General features: G+C 69.2%; 17 protein-coding genes. 10 read left to right on the forward strand and 7 right to left on the reverse strand.

What is annotated here, in order from left to right:
* Nucleotides 1–84: 84 nt before the first annotated feature.
* Complete coding sequence (locus KIK09_RS28810) at nucleotides 85–1,011, forward strand: LysR family transcriptional regulator (RefSeq protein ID WP_214322526.1); 927 nt, start codon at nucleotides 85–87, stop codon at nucleotides 1,009–1,011.
* A gap of 7 nt (nucleotides 1,012–1,018) precedes the next feature.
* On the opposite strand, the gene KIK09_RS28815 is transcribed toward KIK09_RS28810, so the two are convergent.
* Nucleotides 1,019–1,624, reverse strand: a complete 606-nt coding sequence (locus KIK09_RS28815) for a DUF4291 domain-containing protein (RefSeq protein ID WP_214322527.1) — start codon at nucleotides 1,622–1,624, stop codon at nucleotides 1,019–1,021.
* Nucleotides 1,625–1,739: 115 nt separating this feature from the next.
* Between KIK09_RS28815 and KIK09_RS28820 the strand changes: the two genes are divergently transcribed.
* The gene (locus KIK09_RS28820) at nucleotides 1,740–2,903 is read left to right on the forward strand and encodes an MFS transporter (RefSeq protein WP_214322528.1); all 1,164 of its coding nucleotides are present in this window, start codon (nucleotides 1,740–1,742) and stop codon (nucleotides 2,901–2,903) included.
* 9 nt (nucleotides 2,904–2,912) lie between these two features.
* On the opposite strand, the gene KIK09_RS28825 is transcribed toward KIK09_RS28820, so the two are convergent.
* Genes KIK09_RS28825 through KIK09_RS28840 form a run of 4 tightly spaced genes read right to left on the reverse strand, consistent with a single transcriptional unit; the run spans nucleotide 2,913 to nucleotide 4,637 of the window.
* The gene (locus KIK09_RS28825; RefSeq protein WP_214322529.1) at nucleotides 2,913–3,365 is read right to left on the reverse strand and encodes a MarR family winged helix-turn-helix transcriptional regulator; all 453 of its coding nucleotides are present in this window, start codon (nucleotides 3,363–3,365) and stop codon (nucleotides 2,913–2,915) included.
* 16 nt (nucleotides 3,366–3,381) lie between these two features.
* The gene (locus tag KIK09_RS28830; RefSeq protein ID WP_214322530.1) at nucleotides 3,382–3,723 is read right to left on the reverse strand and encodes a hypothetical protein; all 342 of its coding nucleotides are present in this window, start codon (nucleotides 3,721–3,723) and stop codon (nucleotides 3,382–3,384) included.
* On the reverse strand, nucleotides 3,723–3,863 hold the full coding sequence (locus KIK09_RS28835; protein WP_214322531.1) for a hypothetical protein: 141 nt from the start codon (nucleotides 3,861–3,863) through the stop codon (nucleotides 3,723–3,725). The genes KIK09_RS28830 and KIK09_RS28835 overlap by 1 nt, the downstream gene beginning before the upstream one ends.
* Before the next feature lie 21 nt (nucleotides 3,864–3,884).
* Nucleotides 3,885–4,637, reverse strand: coding sequence for a phytanoyl-CoA dioxygenase family protein (locus KIK09_RS28840; protein WP_308164341.1), 753 nt, complete (start codon nucleotides 4,635–4,637; stop codon nucleotides 3,885–3,887).
* Between the two features lie 96 nt (nucleotides 4,638–4,733).
* Here KIK09_RS28840 and KIK09_RS28845 point away from each other — a divergent pair, with 96 nt between their 5' ends.
* The 8 genes from KIK09_RS28845 (at nucleotide 4,734) to KIK09_RS28880 (ending at nucleotide 14,856) form a co-directional block, all read left to right on the forward strand.
* Nucleotides 4,734–5,588, forward strand: a complete 855-nt coding sequence (locus KIK09_RS28845; protein WP_214322533.1) for a helix-turn-helix transcriptional regulator — start codon at nucleotides 4,734–4,736, stop codon at nucleotides 5,586–5,588.
* A 45-nt stretch (nucleotides 5,589–5,633) separates the two neighbouring features.
* Complete coding sequence (locus KIK09_RS28850) at nucleotides 5,634–6,884, forward strand: ABC transporter substrate-binding protein (RefSeq protein ID WP_214322534.1); 1,251 nt, start codon at nucleotides 5,634–5,636, stop codon at nucleotides 6,882–6,884.
* A 245-nt stretch (nucleotides 6,885–7,129) separates the two neighbouring features.
* Nucleotides 7,130–8,476, forward strand: a complete 1,347-nt coding sequence (locus KIK09_RS28855; protein ID WP_214322535.1) for an ABC transporter substrate-binding protein — start codon at nucleotides 7,130–7,132, stop codon at nucleotides 8,474–8,476.
* Nucleotides 8,473–9,399 carry a carbohydrate ABC transporter permease gene (locus tag KIK09_RS28860; RefSeq protein WP_250573954.1) on the forward strand — a complete coding sequence of 309 codons (927 nt, stop codon included), beginning with the start codon at nucleotides 8,473–8,475 and terminating at the stop codon, nucleotides 9,397–9,399. Before KIK09_RS28855 ends, KIK09_RS28860 begins: the two co-directional genes overlap by 4 nt.
* Nucleotides 9,396–10,208 (forward strand): carbohydrate ABC transporter permease, encoded by an 813-nt coding sequence (locus KIK09_RS28865; protein WP_308164342.1) that lies wholly within the window; start codon nucleotides 9,396–9,398, stop codon nucleotides 10,206–10,208. The genes KIK09_RS28860 and KIK09_RS28865 overlap by 4 nt, the downstream gene beginning before the upstream one ends.
* A gap of 2 nt (nucleotides 10,209–10,210) precedes the next feature.
* Nucleotides 10,211–11,875, forward strand: a complete 1,665-nt coding sequence (locus KIK09_RS28870; protein WP_214322536.1) for a glycoside hydrolase family 36 protein — start codon at nucleotides 10,211–10,213, stop codon at nucleotides 11,873–11,875.
* Nucleotides 11,872–12,855 (forward strand): LacI family DNA-binding transcriptional regulator, encoded by a 984-nt coding sequence (locus KIK09_RS28875; protein WP_308164343.1) that lies wholly within the window; start codon nucleotides 11,872–11,874, stop codon nucleotides 12,853–12,855. The genes KIK09_RS28870 and KIK09_RS28875 overlap by 4 nt, the downstream gene beginning before the upstream one ends.
* A gap of 69 nt (nucleotides 12,856–12,924) precedes the next feature.
* The gene (locus KIK09_RS28880; RefSeq protein ID WP_214322537.1) at nucleotides 12,925–14,856 is read left to right on the forward strand and encodes a carbohydrate-binding protein; all 1,932 of its coding nucleotides are present in this window, start codon (nucleotides 12,925–12,927) and stop codon (nucleotides 14,854–14,856) included.
* A gap of 43 nt (nucleotides 14,857–14,899) precedes the next feature.
* Here the strand turns inward: KIK09_RS28880 and KIK09_RS28885 are convergent, their stop codons facing one another.
* Nucleotides 14,900–15,055 (reverse strand): hypothetical protein, encoded by a 156-nt coding sequence (locus KIK09_RS28885; RefSeq protein ID WP_214322538.1) that lies wholly within the window; start codon nucleotides 15,053–15,055, stop codon nucleotides 14,900–14,902.
* 71 nt (nucleotides 15,056–15,126) lie between these two features.
* Complete coding sequence (locus KIK09_RS28890) at nucleotides 15,127–16,158, reverse strand: LacI family DNA-binding transcriptional regulator (RefSeq protein WP_214322539.1); 1,032 nt, start codon at nucleotides 16,156–16,158, stop codon at nucleotides 15,127–15,129.
* Nucleotides 16,159–16,218 lie beyond the last annotated feature (60 nt).

Genomic DNA, 16,218 nt, shown 5'->3' on the forward strand with positions numbered 1-16,218 from the left:
TTGGAGGCCATCACGATCGATGTCGTCCCTGCAATGACAGTCGCGATCTGGTGATGCAAACAGTCGAACTGTTAAGTTGGATCGATGCTTACTCCGATCCAGTTGCGGGCCATCCGCGAGGTGGTCGCCACCGGCTCGCTCAGGACCGCGGCCAAGCGCCTCGGATTCACCCCCTCGGCCATCTCGCAGCAGATCTCCTCGCTGGAACGGACCCTGGGCGTCCAGTTGTTCGAGCGCCTGCCGCGCAGCATCCGGCCCACGGCGGCCGGGGCCGAGCTGGCGCGCAAGGCCGCCCGGCTGCTGGCCGATCTGGAGGCGGCCGAGGAGGAGATGCGCTCCTTCGCCACCGCGCAACGGGGCAGGTTGCGGCTCGGCAGCTTCTGGTCCGCCGGATTCCGGCTGGTGCCCGCCGTACTGGCCGAGTTTCTCCGCGACCGTCCCAACGTGGACATTCGCTACGAGGAAGGAGATCCGCACCGGACGATCCCCGCCGTGAACGAGGGGCGGCTCGATCTGGCCGTGGTCTTCGAGTACGGCATGGTGCCGCACCACTGGGCCAAGGACCTGACCATGACATTGATCATGGAGGAGCCGCTCTACGTGCTCGTGCCGACCGGTCATCGGCTGGCTGCCAGGAAACGCATCCAGTTCGGCGAACTGTCCGACGAACGATGGATCTCCTACACCGAGGGGATGGACGCCTCGCTCAACCTGTCGCACATCTGCGCGGCCAGCGGCTTCGACCCCGACGTGCTGTTCCGCACCAACGACTACAACCTGCCCTTCGAGCTCGTGCGCAAAGGGCTGGGAGTGGCGATCGTGCCGGAGCTTGCGATGATCGAGTCGCACGATGTGTGCGTGTTCCGGCTCGGCGATCCCTCCCATGTCCGCAGGGTCTTCACCGTGTGCCGTGCCGCCGACCCGAACCCCCTGCTCGGCCACGCGACGAACATGCTCAGCAGCGCCGCGGAATCCCTACGCCGGACCACGGACTTCCCCATCGCGGTATGAACCCGACTCACCCCGCGTGAGGCCGGGTGGCACAGCCGATGGAAAGGGCGACGTCCTCGGGGAGCTCCAGGGGAGTTTCGCGGGGAAGGAGGGATCGAGAGTCTTGCCCGGAGGCCATCAGGTCGCGGATCTTGTGGACTTGGGGGGTGATGTCGGTGATTTGGGTGATCCAGGTGGTGAGGTAGAGGTGGACGGCTTCGGCTGACAGGCCGATCTGGAGGGATCTGTGCGGGAGGCGGTTCAGGTGGAGGTCTCGTTCCGGATCCCACTGGAGGCGTACGGGCTGGTGGCGGGTGCGCTCCCAGGACTCGCGGGTCGCGTGCACCGACGAGTCGAAGTGGCTGAGGGCGCTGTGGCGTAGCGCCCAGAGGAAGCCGGACCTGCGGATCTCGATGGCCAGGACGTGCTCCTGGCCGGGCTTGGTCGCCCAGCCGCACCGGTACATCATCCAGATGAAGGACGGCTTGATCCAGGTCATGCGGTCCCGCTTGAAGGCCGCGGGGAAGCGGCCCGTCGCGCCGGCCGGGCCGCCGATCGCCGGGCCGTACGCCTGGTAGACCGTGATCGTCTCGGCGGTCTGCCTGGCTCGGATCTGGCGGTACGGGGTGTTCATCCGGTCATGGTGATCTCTTCCGGCATGCCCGGGCGAGTGGATATCCCGGAAACAGCAATGGAAGTTGCCGCATCGAAGGAGGGAGGCCCAGCATGGCGCGCCGGAGGTGATCGCCATGATCGAGGCGACCAGAGGCACCAGATTGCCATGGGGGGTGTACCTCATCGCGTTCAGCCTGTTCGCGATGGGGAGTGCGGAGTTCCTGCTCGCGGGGGTGCTGCCGGCGATGGCGGACGACCTGGAGATCTCGCTGTCCTCCGCGGGGGCGCTGATCTCGGCGTTCGCCGCGGGGGTCGTGGTCGGCGGGCCGCCGCTGGCCGTGATGACCCTGCGCTGGCCGCGGCGCGCCACGCTCGTCGGCACCCAGGTGGTGTTCGCCGCCTGCGTGGCGCTCGGGTTGGTGACCGACAGCTATGCGGTGTTGCTGGTGACCCGGTTCGTGTGCGGGCTTGCGTACGCGGGGTACTGGGCGGTGGCGGCGGTCACCGCGATCGGGCTCGTCACGCCCGACAGGACCGCGCGCGCTTCGGGAGTGGTGGTCAGCGGGCTGAGTCTGGCCATGATCGCCGGTGGCCCGGCTGGGGCGTTGTTCAGCTATTTCACGGGATGGCGGGGCGGATTCTGGGGCGTGGTCGCCCTGACCCTCCTCGGGGCGATCCTGATCGCGACCGCGCTCCCGGCGACCGGCGCGAGCGGCGAGCTCAGCGTGCGGAGCGAGTTGAGGACGATGAGGCGGCCGCGCCTGTGGGTCGTCTACGCGGTCACGATCCTGAGCACGGCCGCCTACATGATCGTGTTCAACTACCTCGCGGCGTTCCTGACCGGCGTCACCGGGATTCCCGGCGTGTGGGTGCCCGCGATCCTCACGCTGTTCGGGGTGGGCGCGTTCGCCGGGCTCTCGATCGGGGGCAGGATCGCCGACAGGTGGCCGGCACGCGCGCTCCTGATCGGAGCGGCCGGGATCGCGCTCTGCTCGGCGCTGCTCGGGGTCCTCGCGCGGAACGCGTGGGCCGTCGTCCCCGGCGTCCTGCTGCTGGGGGTCGCCGGATTCATCCTGAACCCGGCCATCTACGGGCGGGTCTTCACCATCGCGAAGGACGCCCCGACGCTGGCCGGGGCCACCACGGTCTCCGCCTTCCAGCTCGGCATCAGCCTCGTGCCGGGGCTGGCCGGGATCGCCCTCGACGCCGGCGCCGGGATCACCTCGGTCACGTGGATCGGCGCCTGCCTGGCGTTGGTCACCGTACTGATCGTTGCCGTTGACAGCAGGCGTTCGTGACTCAGGGCCTCACTCGCCGGAGCGGATCCTGGCGGCGTGGTCGGTGATGACCTGACGGAAGCGGGCGAGGAGCTCCACCAGGGCGTGGAGCTCCTCCTCGCTCGAGGAGGCGTACAGCTCGGTGGTCGCCTCGTAGAAGTCGTCGAACAGGCCGAAGGCCTGGCTCGCCCCGGCGGGGGAGGCGTGCATGAGCACCCGCCGCCTGTCCTTCGGATCGATCTCCCTGCGGGCGTAGCCGCCCACCTCGAGCCGGGTGGCCATGGCGCTGATCGCCGCGTTCGTCAGGCCGAGCGCGGAGGCGAGCTGCCCGGGGCTCATCGGCCCGTTGCGCACCAGGAGGTTGAGGCAGATCAGGTCGGTCTGGTTGATGCCCAGCCGCGCGGCCGCGGCACTGCCGATGAGGTCGATGGCGCTGCTCAGGTCGAGCAGTTCGTTGGTGAGCGACCGCGCGAGGTTGTCCATGATTTCGGCCAGGCTATCACCGGCCGCGCAGATACCGGGTCAGCATGATCAGCAACGGCACCTGCAGCGCGCCGTACAGGACATGGAAGGCGTAGTGGTAGAGCGTCTGCTCCGGGTCGAACGGCAGGAACGGCAGCGGCAGCACGCTGATGATCCCGCCGCCGACCAGCTGCAGCCAGCCCCAGCCGAGCAGCACCCAGGACATGACCCGCCTGAAGCGCCACCACAGCAGCACCGCCACCACGTAGCCGGCGGTCGGGATGGCGGTCTCGGGGCTGAGCAGGGTCTGGCCGGGCAGGTCGGCGAAGTTGTGCACCACCAGCCCGAGCCAGGACAGCACGATCGCGACCAGCGTCATCACGCCTCCCGCCTCATCAGGTAGGCGGCGAAGCGCAGCCGCCCTGAGGTCACGAGCGAGACCAGCTCGGTCCGGGGCCCGATCTCCCAGGGCATCCGGGCCACGCGATAGCCGACGTTGTAGAAGACCTTGGGATTCACTCAACCCATTTAATTATCAAATCATTTGACAGTCAATCCCTTGAAAGGCATGTGCTCACCTTCCCGATAGGCCGGGAACGGCTGGTAGAGGTTCACCCCCGGATCCCCGCGCAGCAGCAGCGCCGAGACGAACGGCTGCTGCTCGCTGGTGATCCGGGTCGAGGTCGGGATGTAGCGGATGGTCAGCCCGCACCGGCGCCTGGGCGAGGTGTTGGCGTTGGAGCTGTGCAGAATGTTGGGATGGTGGACCTCGACGTCGCCCGGCGCCAGCACCAGGTCCACGGCCTGCGACTCGTCGACCGTGACCGCGCTCTCCGAGCCGAGCACGTTGTCGATGTCGTCACGCTGCCGCAGCTCGTGCAGGTCCTGCCGGTGCGAGCCGGGGATCACCCGCAGGCAGCCGTTCTCCGGGGTGGCCTCGTCGACCGCCAGCCAGAGCGTGACCACGCGCATCGGGTCGAGCGGCCAGAACGCGCCGTCCTGGTGCCACAGGACCGGCTTGCCGGAGAATGGCGGCTTGCTGATGTAGTGCGAGGCGAACAGCGCGATGTCCGGGCCGACGAACAGCTCGGCCAGGTCCAGCAGGCGTTCGTCGCTGACCAGCCGCACCCAGAAGGGGTCGTCGGCGACGAGCTCGGTGGCCAGGTCCTCGCCGAGGCGGTCGGGGTACTTGGCCTGCAGCCACTCGACGTGGGCGCCGGCCTCGGCGATGAGGTCCTGGTCGATGACGTTGCGGAAGATCGTGTAGCCGTCGCGGTCGTAGTCGGCGATCACATGTGCTCCTCTGCGGATCGGCGTCGATTCGGATTCTTCGGCCTTTCCGCAGGGCGTTACTAGAACTCGCCTCTCCATAAGTATTAATTTCCTGACATGTCGACCGTGCTGCGGTGGGTGGAGTTCGCGGCCGGCCTGCCGTACCACGCGGCCCTGGTGCCGGTGAGCGGCGGCCGTCGCGACCGGCCCGAGCCGCACAGCCACGCCGACTTCCACGAACTGGTCTTCGTCACGACGGGGGCGGGCGCGCAGCGGGTCGGCGAGACCGAGCAGCCGCTGATCGCGGGCGACGTGGTGCTGGTCAGGCCGCACGACCGGCACGAGTTCTCGGCCACGGCCGGGGGGATGCGCTTCATCAACATCGCCTTTCCGAGCGAGCGCTGGCGGGTCTTCGCCGACCTGGTCGGGCTGCCCGAGTGGGACCGCCGCGAGCTGCCGCTCTCCGCGCGCGCCGACCCTGGCGGGCAGGTCGGCGCGGAGTTCGCCCGCGCGCTCGGCGCCGGCGTGCCGCGGATGCTCGACCTGGTCAGGCTGTGGTCGGCGGTCGTACCGCTGCTCGAGGGGGCCGACGGCAGCGCGCTCGACCGGCGGCCCGGCTGGCTGGTGTCGGCGCGCGTCGCGATGAGCCGCGAGGAGAACCTGCGCGAGGGGCTGCCCCGCCTGCTGGCGCTGGCCGCGGTCAGCCCCGGGCACCTGGCCCGCTCGATGCGCAGGCACTACGGCTGCAGCCCCATCGCCTTCGTCGTCGAGCGCCGGCTCGAGCACGCCGCCCTGCTGCTGACCACCACGACCGAGGGCATCGGGCAGATCGCCCAGTGCTGCGGCTTCTCCGGCCAGTCGTACTTCGCCCGCCTCTTCAAGGACAAGTACGGCATGACGCCCCGCGACTACCGGGAAACCGCGCGGCGAGCCGTGGTCCCCGCGGCTATGGACACCCGAGACATCAAGTGATTAGATCACTCACCATCGGGCCCCCAACCGAACAGGAGGCCGCGCGTGATCCGGTCACTCGCCGCCATCGTCACCTGCCTAGCCCTCGCGGGATGCTCCTCCGCCGGCACCGCCCCGAAGCAAGCCGCCAAGACGGAGCTGAAGCTCTACAACGACAAGGGCGCCTGGAGCAAGTACTTCGAGCAGATGGGCACCCTGTCCAAGCAGCAGATCGGCCTGGGCATGAAACCGGTCGGCTACACCGACGAGCCGACCTACCAGGCCTTCATCAAGGCCTCGTTCCGCACGAACGTCAAACCCGACCTGTTCACCTGGACCACGGGCGGCCAGCTCGAGGAGATCGTCAAGCAGAAGCAGGTGGCCGACACCTCCGCCATCTGGCAGGAGGCCGTCAAGGCGGGCGACCTCTCGCAGGATCTCCAGCCGTACTACACCGTGGACGGCAAGCAGTACTGCGTGCCGCTGAACGTCGCCTACTGGGGGATGTTCTACAACAAGAAGGTCTTCGACAAGTACGGCCTGCAACCCCCGACCACGTGGGACGACCTGGTCAAGATCGCCGACACCCTGAAGAAGAACAAGGTCACGCCCTTCTACCACACCAGCGTGCTGTTCTCCTTCGTCTGGTTCGAGCAGTTGCTGGCGGGCAGCGACCCGGATCTGTACGACAGGCTCTCCACCGGCAAGGCCAAGTACACCGACCCCGGCGTGGTCGCGGTCATGCAGAAGTGGAAGCAGCTCATCGACGCCGGCTACTTCGTCAACCCTGGCGACAAGACCGACCCGGCGGACCTGCTCAAGACGGGCAAGGCCGCGATGGTCTCCTTCGGCACCTGGTTCAACACCAGCATGACGCAGCGTGACCTCAAGGCAGGGACGGACTACGGCTTCTTCGTCATCCCGAACCTCAACCCGGCGCTGCCGAAGACCTCGATCATCTTCGAGAGCGGCCCGCTGTGCTCGCTGGCCAAGGCCCCCGACCCCGACGCCAGCGCGAAGTACCTCAGGTGGTGGACCACCGACAAGGCGCAGGAGGCCTGGGCCACCAGCCGTGGAGACGTGAGCGCCAACCCCAAGGTCGAGATCAAGGACGAGGCGCTCGGCCAGGTCACCAAGGACGCGGGCAGCGGTAAGTACCGCCTGGTCAACCGCTACTTCGAGGCCACGCCCCCGCCGGTGCTGACGGCCGCCCTCGACGGCTTCGGCAAGTTCGTCGGCGAGCCGGACAGCCTCCAGCAGGTCCTGGACACGATCCAGAAGGCCGCCGACGACTACTGGAGCACCCACACCCAGTAGCCGAGTGAGTCGATGCCCGGGAGCGCGGTGCGTTCCCGGGCATTGTTGTGTCCATCCCAACGCATCCGCACATGAAGTCTCCCAACCGATGTGTAGTTTTGTTGGATTGCCGCTATTTCATCCTGCTGTCGGCAGGCTGTCAATGACTGCCTGAAAGTTTTCGTTGCAGGCTTGCAAGTGGGTGGAATCGCGATTAGCGTCTCGGCGCGTCAGGCCAACATCTCTGAACCCCCAGGAGACCGACCATGGCCAACCTCGACCGCCGCCGTTTCCTCCAGCTCAGCGCCCTGGCCGCCGGAGGCGCCGCGCTCACCGCATGCGGCGGCGGGGGAGGAGGCACGGCGCCCGCCACGGTGGGGCCGACCGGGACGGCGGCCAAGGGGAGCATCACCGTCTGGAGCTGGCAGGGGCCGGCGGCGATGATGAAGGAGCTGGTCCCCGACTTCCAGAAGCAGTACCCGGGGATCAAGGTCGACATCCAGGACATCGGCAACCCGGCGATCTGGGACAAGATCACCGCAGGCATGGCCGCGGGCGGCCAGGGCTTAGGCGATGTCCTGCACATCGGCGTCGACTACCTGCCCGCCTACATCGAGAAGTTCCCCGGCGGGCTGGCCGACCTGGTGCCGCTCGGCGCCGACCGGCACAAGGGCGAGTTCGCCCTGGGTATGTGGGAGACCGTCAGCCGCGACGGCAAGGTCTACGCGCTGCCCTGGGAGGCCAACTCGGCCGGCTTCTACTACCGCGCCGACCTGTTCGACAAGGCAGGGATCGACGGCGAGGCGCTGCAGACCTGGGACGAGGTGATCGCGGCGGGGATCGAGCTCAAGCAGAAGACCGGCGTCCAGCTGGTCGGCATCAACAAGGCCGCCACCCAGGCCGACTCCGCCAACCTCTTCCAGACGCTGATGCAGCTGCAGGACAGCTTCTACTTCGACATGCAGGGCAACATCACGCTCGACACGCCGCAGGCGCTCGCCGCCCTCACGATCATCAAGAAGCTCAACGACGCCGGCCTGGTCGCCGACATGGGCGGCGGCTGGAACACGATGATCAGCTCGATCAAGAAGGGTTCGGTCGCGGTCCAGGCGATGCCCACCTGGTTCGGCGGCATCATCGAGGAGACCGTCCCCGCCGAGAAGGGCAAGTGGAAGGTACGGCTGCCACCCGCCGTCACGCAGGGCGGCAAGGTGTCGGCGACGGTCAACTCCACCCACCTGGCCGTGGCGGGGACCAGCAAGTACCGGGAGGCCGCCTACGCCTTCGCCGAGTTCGTGCTCACCCGGCCGGAGAGCCAGGTCAGGATCTACAAGGGGAAGGGCATCGCGCCCGCCCTCATGTCCGCCTACGACGACCCGGTCTTCCACGAGTCGTCGGCGTTCTTCAGCGGGCAGAAGAAGGGCGAGATCTTCCTCAACGCCCTCAAGCAGCCCTCCTACGTCACCAACTACACCGCCGACTACCCGCGCGCGCTCAAGGCCGTCGACGACGCCCAGAGCAAGGTCCTGCTCAAGGGCGCCGACCCGGCCGCGGCGCTCAAGGAGGCGGCCGACCTGCTCGCCCAGCAGACGGGCAGGAAGGTCGAGCGATGACCACGGCCACGGTGACCGCGGCCGAGCCCGCGGCACTGCGGGCGGGGCGGCACGGGCGCCGCGGGCTGAACGGGATGAAGGCCGCGCCGTACCTGTGGGTGCTGCCCGCGCTCGTCCTGTTCGCGATCTTCAAGCTGTACCCGATCGCGTGGTCGTTCTGGCTCAGCCTGTTCAGGACCGACGGCGCGCTGCAGACCTTCACGGGCACCGCCAACTACCGGCGCCTGCTCACCGACCCGCTGTTCTGGAAGGCGCTGGGCAACACCGCGATCATCCTGGTCGTCCAGGTGCCGGTCATGCTGGCCCTGGCGATCGGCCTGGCCGTGGCGCTCAACTCGGCGGTCCTGCGCTTCAAGGGCCTCATCCGCCTGGGCTTCTTCCTGCCGATGATCACCGGGCTGGTGGCGTACGGCATGCTGTTCGCGGTCCTGCTCAACCCCCAGTCGGGCCTGGTCAACTGGTTCCTCGGGCTCCTCGGCGCCGACCCCGTCCCGTGGCTGACCGACACGCTGTGGGCCAGGATCGCCATCGGCCTGGCGCTGACCTGGCACTACACCGGCTACAACGCCGTGATCTACCTGTCCAGGCTGCAGGCACTGCCGCAGGACCACTACGACGCCGCCGCCGTGGACGGCGCCGGCGCGTGGAACCGCTTCAGGCACGTCACGATCCCCGGCCTGCGGCCGGTCATCCTGCTGACGCTCGTCATGTCCACGATCGGCACGCTGCAGCTCTTCGACGAGCCGTTCGTCATGACCAACGGCGGCCCCGACAACAGCACGGTCACCGTCGGCCTGTACCTCTACAACAACGGCTTCAAGTTCTTCGACTTCGGCTACGCCTCCGCGATCGCCTACGCCCTCGCCGTGATCATCGGGATCCTCGGCGTCGTCCAGTTCCGCTTCCTGAGGGAGAAGGCGTGACGCGAAGGATCATGCTCACCTCGTTCCTGCTGGTCACGGTGACGGTCGTGCTGGTGCCGTTCTACTGGCTGATCGTCGGCAGCACCCGCAGCACGGAGGAGGTCTTCGGCAGCCCGCCCCCGCTGCTGCCCGGCGCGCACCTGCTGGACAACCTGGCCAAGCTGGAGTCGACCATCGGCTTCAGCCGGGTCGTGCTCAACTCCGCGCTGATCGCCACGATCTACACCCTGCTGGCCGGGCTGGTGTGCACGATGGCCGGGTACGGCTTCGCCAAGCACGCCTTCCGCGGCAAGGAGGCGCTGTTCGGCCTGCTCATGCTCGGCCTGGTCATCCCCGGCCAGGTCACGCTGGTGCCGCTGTTCAAGATGATGCTGTCGCTGGACTGGCTCAACACCTACCAGGCGATCATCCTGCCCAACCTGGCCCTGCCGTTCGGCATCTTCCTGATGCGGCAGTCGATGTCGGCGCTGCCCGACGAGCTGCTGTCGGCCGGACGCGTCGACGGCTGCGGCGAGCTGCGGCTGTTCGTGCGCGTGGTGCTGCCGCCGATGCGGCCCGCGCTGGCGGCCCTGGGCATCTATCTGTTCCTCTACCAGTGGAACGACTTCGTCTGGCCGCTCATCGCGCTGCGCACGCGCGAGGCCTACACGATCCCGCTGGCCATCGCCGCGCTCCAGGGCGCCAACGAGACCGACTACGGCCAGATACTCGCGGGGACCGCCGTCGCCGCCATCCCCATGGCCATCCTGTTCCTCCTTCTTCAACGACACTTCGTGTCAGGACTTCTCGCGGGAGCTGTGAAAGAGTGAGCGTGACGACCGCCGGGCTCGTGCCCGCGCCTACCGAGTGGCTGCTGGATTCAGTACGGCTGGCCGTACTGCCGGAGTCGGCCACCTGGGAGTTGCGCGACGGCGGGCTGGAGATCCACTGTGCGGAGGCCGCCGAGATCCGGCTGTCGGTGCCGCTGGGCGACGCCGTCGGGTTCTGGCACCCGGACGCGTGGTGGAACCGCACGATCGTGGCCGACTGGGCCGGGCTGGCGCACGTCTCGCTGGTGCGCGGCGCGGCGGCCGGCTGCCTGTACGACAGCTCGGGCGCCTCGATGCTGGCCTTCGCGGCGCTGGATCCGGTGCCGGAGGTCGTGATGCGCTACGGGGTCTCGGAGGAGAGCAAGACCTTCGTGGTCCACCTGCACGTCCCGGCCGGACGCTCGCCGTACCGGATCGCCTTCGCGCCGCAGGCGCCGAGCGTCGCCGCGGCGATGCGCGGCCTGCGGCGGGCGCCGCAGGAGCGGCCCGTGCCCGAGGGGGCACGCGTGCCCGTCTACTCGACCTGGTACGGCTTCTCGCAGGACGTGGCCGCCGAGCCCGTCGAGGCGGAGGCGAGGCTGGCCGCCGAGCTGGGTTGCGGGGCGCTCATCCTGGACGACGGGTGGCAGGAGCTGGGCACCGGCCGCGGATACGCCGGTGTGGGGGACTGGCGGCCCGATCTGACGAAATTTCCGGACCTGGCGGGGCATGTGGCCCGGGTGCAAGAGATCGGGCTGAAGTACCTGATCTGGGTGGCGCCGCTGCTGCTCGGGCCGCAGGCCGAGTGCTTCGAGGCGCTGTCGCCGCTGGCTCCGCTGCACAGCGGTGTGCCGGGCGCCCGGGTGCTGGACCCGCGGCTGCCCGAGGTGCGCAGGCACGTGGTGGAGCTGTGTGTCCGGCTGGTGCGCGACCACGGGCTTGACGGGCTGAAGCTGGACTTCCTCGATCGGGCCACGGTCTACGGTGACGGCGTGGGCGCCGCGATGCACGACCTGCTCAGCGAGCTGGCCGCCGAACTCGGGCCGGAGGCGCTGATCGAGTTCCGCCAGCCGTACGTGGCACCGGGCACGCCACTGGGGAACATGCTGCGCGCCGACGACTGCCCGGCGGACGCCGTCGCCAACCGGGTGCGGACCATCGACATCGCGCTGCGCGCCGCCGGCGGCGCCGTGCACGGGGACATGCTCATGTGGGACCCCGCCGGGTCCACGCGGAGCGCCGCGCGCCAGCTGATCGGCACGCTGCACGCCGTACCCCAGATCTCCGCCAGGATCGGCGAGCTGCCGCCGGCGCACCGGCGGATGGTGGCGTTCTGGCTGGAGCGCTGGCGCGAGCTGCGGCCGCTGCTGCTGGACGGCGAGATCGAGCCGGGGCGGCCCGACGAGCTGTACCCGGTCGTGCGGGCCGAGCGCGGCGACGAGTGTGTGATCACGGTGACCGCGGACCGTGTGGTTCCCCTCGACGGGCGTTTCAGGAAGATCACCGTCGTCAACGGCACGGCCTCGGACAGGCTCGTCGTGGAGGTCGCGGGGGAGGGGTTCGCCGTGAGGCGGGTCCACGACGCCGAGGGCTCTAGGATCGAGCCGTCGGCCGCGCAGATCCCGGCCGGCTTGGGCATCCTGAACGTACCGGCTTCCGGGATGGCTGTTCTGGAGGGTAACCCGTGAAGATCGGCATCACCGAGGTGGCCGCGAGGGCCGAGGTGAGCGAGGCGACCGTCAGCCGGGTCATCAACCGGCGCACCGGCGTGTCGGCCAAGACCCGCGAGGCCGTCGAGCGCGCCATGGCCGAGCTCGGCTACGAGCGCTCCACCAGGGGCCACCTCGTCGCGGTGATCACGCCCCAGCTGTCGAACCCGTTCTTCGCCGACGTCGCGGAGCTGATCGAGGGCGCGCTCGCGCCGCACGGACTGAAAGGCGTGCTCTGCCCCGCGCTGCCCGGCGGGATACAGGAGCGCGAGTTCGTCACCGCGCTGGCCGACCACGGCGTCGCCGGGGTGGTGTTCCTGTCGGCCAGCAACACGCTGGAGAGCGCCGACCCCGAGACCTACAACGTGCTGGCGGCCCGGCGGATCCCGTTCGTCGGGGTCAACGGCGGCTTCGAGGGGCACGACGCGCCGGTGCTGTCGACCGACGACCACATGGCGGCCGAGCTGGCCGTCGACCATCTGTGGGCGCTGGGCCACCGCCGCATCGGGCTGGCCTCGGGGCCCTCGGGCAACAAGGTCGCCGACCGCAGGGCCGAGGGCTTCCGTACGGCGCTGCGGCGGCGCGGCGTGGCGGACGCGCTGGTCGTGCGGCAGTACTACACCATCGAGGGCGGCCAGACGGCGACCGCCGAGCTGCTCGCCCAGGGCGCGACCGCGGTCGTGGCGGCCAGCGACTACATGGCGCTCGGGGCGATCAGGGCGGTGCGCCGCCAGGGCCTGTCAGTGCCCGAGGACGTCTCGATCGTCGGCCACGACGGATCGATGATCATGGAGTTCGTCGACCCGCCGCTGACCACCGTCCGTCAGCCCGTCGACCGCCTGGCCAAGGCGGTCGCGCGCAGCATCGTCGCCCTGGTCGGCAACCAGGACGTGCCCAAGGGCGAGCTGCTGTTCAGCCCCGAGCTCGTGGTCCGCGCCTCCACCGCCCCGCCCCGCTAGACACTCGCCGAAGCCGCTGCCCCGCCCGCGGCTTCGCCGGCAATTCATCCGATCATCGGGAGATTTCGCATGAAAGTGTTAGCTGCCCTGCTCGGCTCCTCCCTCCTTGCCGCTGCGGCCCTCACCCCCGCGCACGCCGCCACTGGCGGCCCGCTCGTCGTCGTCAATCCGGGCTTCGAGAAGGGCACGGAAGGCTGGACGTTCACGCCAGGCACGGGCGTGGCCACCAACTACCCGCACGGCGGCGCCAAGCTCATCTACCTCGACGCGGGACCTGGCAAGAGCGTCAGCCAGACGATCACGGTCCCCACGACAGGGAGCTACTCGATCTCGGCGTGGATCGCCACCGGCGGCGCGGGTGGCACGTTCGGCCTCCGGCGCAACGGCGCCGACGTGGGCACGGTGACGCTGCCCGCCCGCGACATCTACAGCCGCTACACCGTCTCCAACCTCAGCCTCACCGAGGGCGACACCCTCGAGATCGCCTTCGGGTCGGGCTCCGGCTGGGTCAACGCCGACGACGTGATGATCTCGCCGGGAGCGCGCGCCAACCCGGTCGTCACCTCCTCCAACGCCAAGGTGGTCGAGCTGTTCGACTGGGCCAAGGCCAAGGCGGGGAGCTGGGTGCACCAGGACGGCGCCGTCGGCCCGATCAACATCGGCGCCAACCCGCCGGTCAACCCCGGCGAGGCCCCCTACACCCCCACCTACTGGGCCGGATACGCCCACCGCACCGCGTACTACTCGCGCGACTTCGCCCACCAGCTCGCCGGCGCCCACCTGCTGGGCTTCGACGAGGAGAACAGGAACATGCTCCGCTCCTTCGCCGCCTCGGCGACCCAGGAGCACAAGTACTACCCGGTCTGGGCGATCAACTTCGACGCCAGGACCTGGCACACCATCGACTACAAGTCGCCCACGAACTTCGTCCGCGAGGTCCCCGCCACCTTCGAGCTGGTGGAGAAGTCCGACGAGGCCTTCCGCTGGACGGGCGACCGTACCTATGTCGACGACCCGGCCTTCTGGGACTACTACACGCACGAGACCGGCGACTTCATCAGCCTGCACGACGGGGCCAAGCCCAACGGGGTCGCCGAGGGCACGGGCAGGGGCATCTTCCAGGGCGTGGCCAGCTACAACGAGGTCAGCGGGGAGCCGCTGGCCGAGGCGGGCGACGGGATCAGCGCCCAGTACCAGGCCTACCGCGCGCTCGCCGACATGGCGCTGGACAAGCACGAGGTACGGCTGTCGCGCGACATCGCCGACAAGGCCCGCGACCTCAAGCGGTACTTCAACCAGGAATGGAGTGTGAAGCCGGGAACCACCGACTTCGTGCGCGCCTACACCGTCGATGGCACCCCGCTGACCGGCTTCGGCAAGGAGAACAGCTGGTTCATGCCGATGAAGGGCATCATCGACGCCGGCCCGCGCAACGACGCCTACCTCGACTTCATCGACACCCAGGCCTCAGGCCCCGGCAAGCCGAGCAACATCGAGGCGATCACCTACCTGCCCGACACGTTCTTCCGCCACAACCGCGCCGACACGGCGTGGAAGTGGATGCGGTACGTCTACGACCAGCGTGAGGTCAAGCACGTCAGCAACCGCCAGGGACTCAACGGTGACTACCCAGAGGTGCCGTTCACGCTGGTCAGCCAGACGGTCGAGGGCCTGATGGGCATCCAGCCCGACGCGCCCCGCCGGACGGTCGCCACCCAGTCGCGCCTGCCCGCCGACATCGGCTGGCTGCAGGTGGCGGACGTCCCGGTGGGCGGCGGCACGGTCACCGTACGGCATGACGGGCAGAGCGCCACCACCTTCACCAACGGCGCGGACGGCCTGCTCTTCTGGGAGGCCCGGTTCCTGGGCGAGCACCGGTGGCTCGAGGTCAACGGACACCGCATGCCCGGCATGTCCCGCGACATCGACGGTGTCCGCTACACGGTCGCGGTCGTGCCGGTCCGCGGCCACCAGACCGCGACGGCCAGGATCCTCGGCTAGCCCGCCCCGCGGCCCCCGGAGGTCTCCGGGGGCCGTGATGATCTCAGAACCAGTACCGCCGCCCGAAGGCCGGACGCCCGACCGAGCCCATCACGAGGAACACGAGTCCGACGATCAGGATGACGACTCCGATGGTGTACAGGATCGACAGCCCGGTGAGCCATCCCAACAGCAGCAGGATCAGACCAAGGATGATCATGACTCCCCCTTGGGTCCAGCTTGTCGCCACGCGGTCGCGCGGCCCACTCCCACTGCCCTGACCTGCGACGTCTAATCATGCTCCGGAAGCGCCGAGGCGCGGACGTGGAAGACGGCCCGGAACAACCGGCCGTCGGATCGTGCCGGCCTGCCCTCGATGAGGTCGACGAGCATGTCCACCGCCGCCTCCGCGGTCTCCGCGGGCAGGAAGCTGAGCGTGGACACCGGGGGCTCGGTGAAGGGGGCCGTGGGCTCCTCCGTGGCGCACACGAGCAGGAGGTCGTCGGGCACTGACCGGCCCTGCTTCCTGATCATGTCGAGCAGCAGCGGCGGGCTGACCTCCACCAGCACGAAGAGCGCGTCCGGCGGATCGGGGTCGCCGAGCACGGTCTCCACGGCTTGGAGCACCTTGGCAAGCCCGGGGCTGTTCAAGCAGGTGATGAGCGGTTCCTGCCCGCGCTCCTGGCACCACTGCCGGTAGGTGGCGACCGAATCCTGGTGGTAGCTGGCGGTCCCCGCGGCCGCGATGGCGCCGACGCGCCGGGCGCCCACGGCGGCCAGGTGGTCGAGCACCTCGCGGATGGCGCGTCCGTAGTCGAAGTCGATCCACGGCGACCCGGTGCCGGCCAGCGCTCTCCTGTCCGAGACGACGGGCACCCCCGCCGCCAGGAAGTCGGCGACCACCTTGTCGTCCTCGATCGGATCGACCACGAACACGCCGTCAAGTGGCAGGTCGAGCCAGGAGTCGTTGGGCCCCGTGGTCGGCAGCAGGACCACGCCGTAGCCGTGGGTCATGGCCGCCCGCGACGCGGCCGACGAGAGTTGGGCGAAGTAGGCGAGGTCCGCGTAGGCCCACGGCGTCTCGACGTACTCCCGCGCCGCCAGGCCGAGCAGCCGGGTGCGCCCCGCGCGCAGCAGCCGGGCGGTGGCGTTGGGCCGGTATCCCAGCCTGCGCGCCACCTCGCGGACGTGGTCGCGCGTCGCCTCCGGCAGGCGCCCCGATCCGTTCAGCGCGTCGGACACGGTGGTCTTGGACACCCCTGCCGCGCGCGCGACGTCGACGAGGCGGACCCGTCCCTCGGCGCTACGGTCTGGCTGGTTCATGGGCGCGATCCTGCCACCATGTCAAACATCTCGCCACCCTACCCTGACCGTTGCAGAATC

This window comes from Nonomuraea sediminis (assembly GCF_018531495.1).
Classification (GTDB): Bacteria; Actinomycetota; Actinomycetes; order Streptosporangiales; family Streptosporangiaceae; genus Nonomuraea; species Nonomuraea sediminis.

Coding starts and splice junctions, on each gene's coding strand:
- KIK09_RS28830 (WP_214322530.1), bottom strand. CDS start 3,723: ATGACGCTGGTCGCGATCGTGCTGTCCTGGCTCGGGCTGGTGGTGCAC.
- KIK09_RS28845 (WP_214322533.1), top strand. CDS start 4,734: ATGTCGACCGTGCTGCGGTGGGTGGAGTTCGCGGCCGGCCTGCCGTAC.
- KIK09_RS28885 (WP_214322538.1), bottom strand. CDS start 15,055: ATGATCATCCTTGGTCTGATCCTGCTGCTGTTGGGATGGCTCACCGGG.
- KIK09_RS28820 (WP_214322528.1), top strand. CDS start 1,740: ATGATCGAGGCGACCAGAGGCACCAGATTGCCATGGGGGGTGTACCTC.
- KIK09_RS28860 (WP_250573954.1), top strand. CDS start 8,473: ATGACCACGGCCACGGTGACCGCGGCCGAGCCCGCGGCACTGCGGGCG.
- KIK09_RS28855 (WP_214322535.1), top strand. CDS start 7,130: ATGGCCAACCTCGACCGCCGCCGTTTCCTCCAGCTCAGCGCCCTGGCC.
- KIK09_RS28825 (WP_214322529.1), bottom strand. CDS start 3,365: ATGGACAACCTCGCGCGGTCGCTCACCAACGAACTGCTCGACCTGAGC.
- KIK09_RS28890 (WP_214322539.1), bottom strand. CDS start 16,158: ATGAACCAGCCAGACCGTAGCGCCGAGGGACGGGTCCGCCTCGTCGAC.
- KIK09_RS28815 (WP_214322527.1), bottom strand. CDS start 1,624: ATGAACACCCCGTACCGCCAGATCCGAGCCAGGCAGACCGCCGAGACG.
- KIK09_RS28880 (WP_214322537.1), top strand. CDS start 12,925: ATGAAAGTGTTAGCTGCCCTGCTCGGCTCCTCCCTCCTTGCCGCTGCG.
- KIK09_RS28810 (WP_214322526.1), top strand. CDS start 85: ATGCTTACTCCGATCCAGTTGCGGGCCATCCGCGAGGTGGTCGCCACC.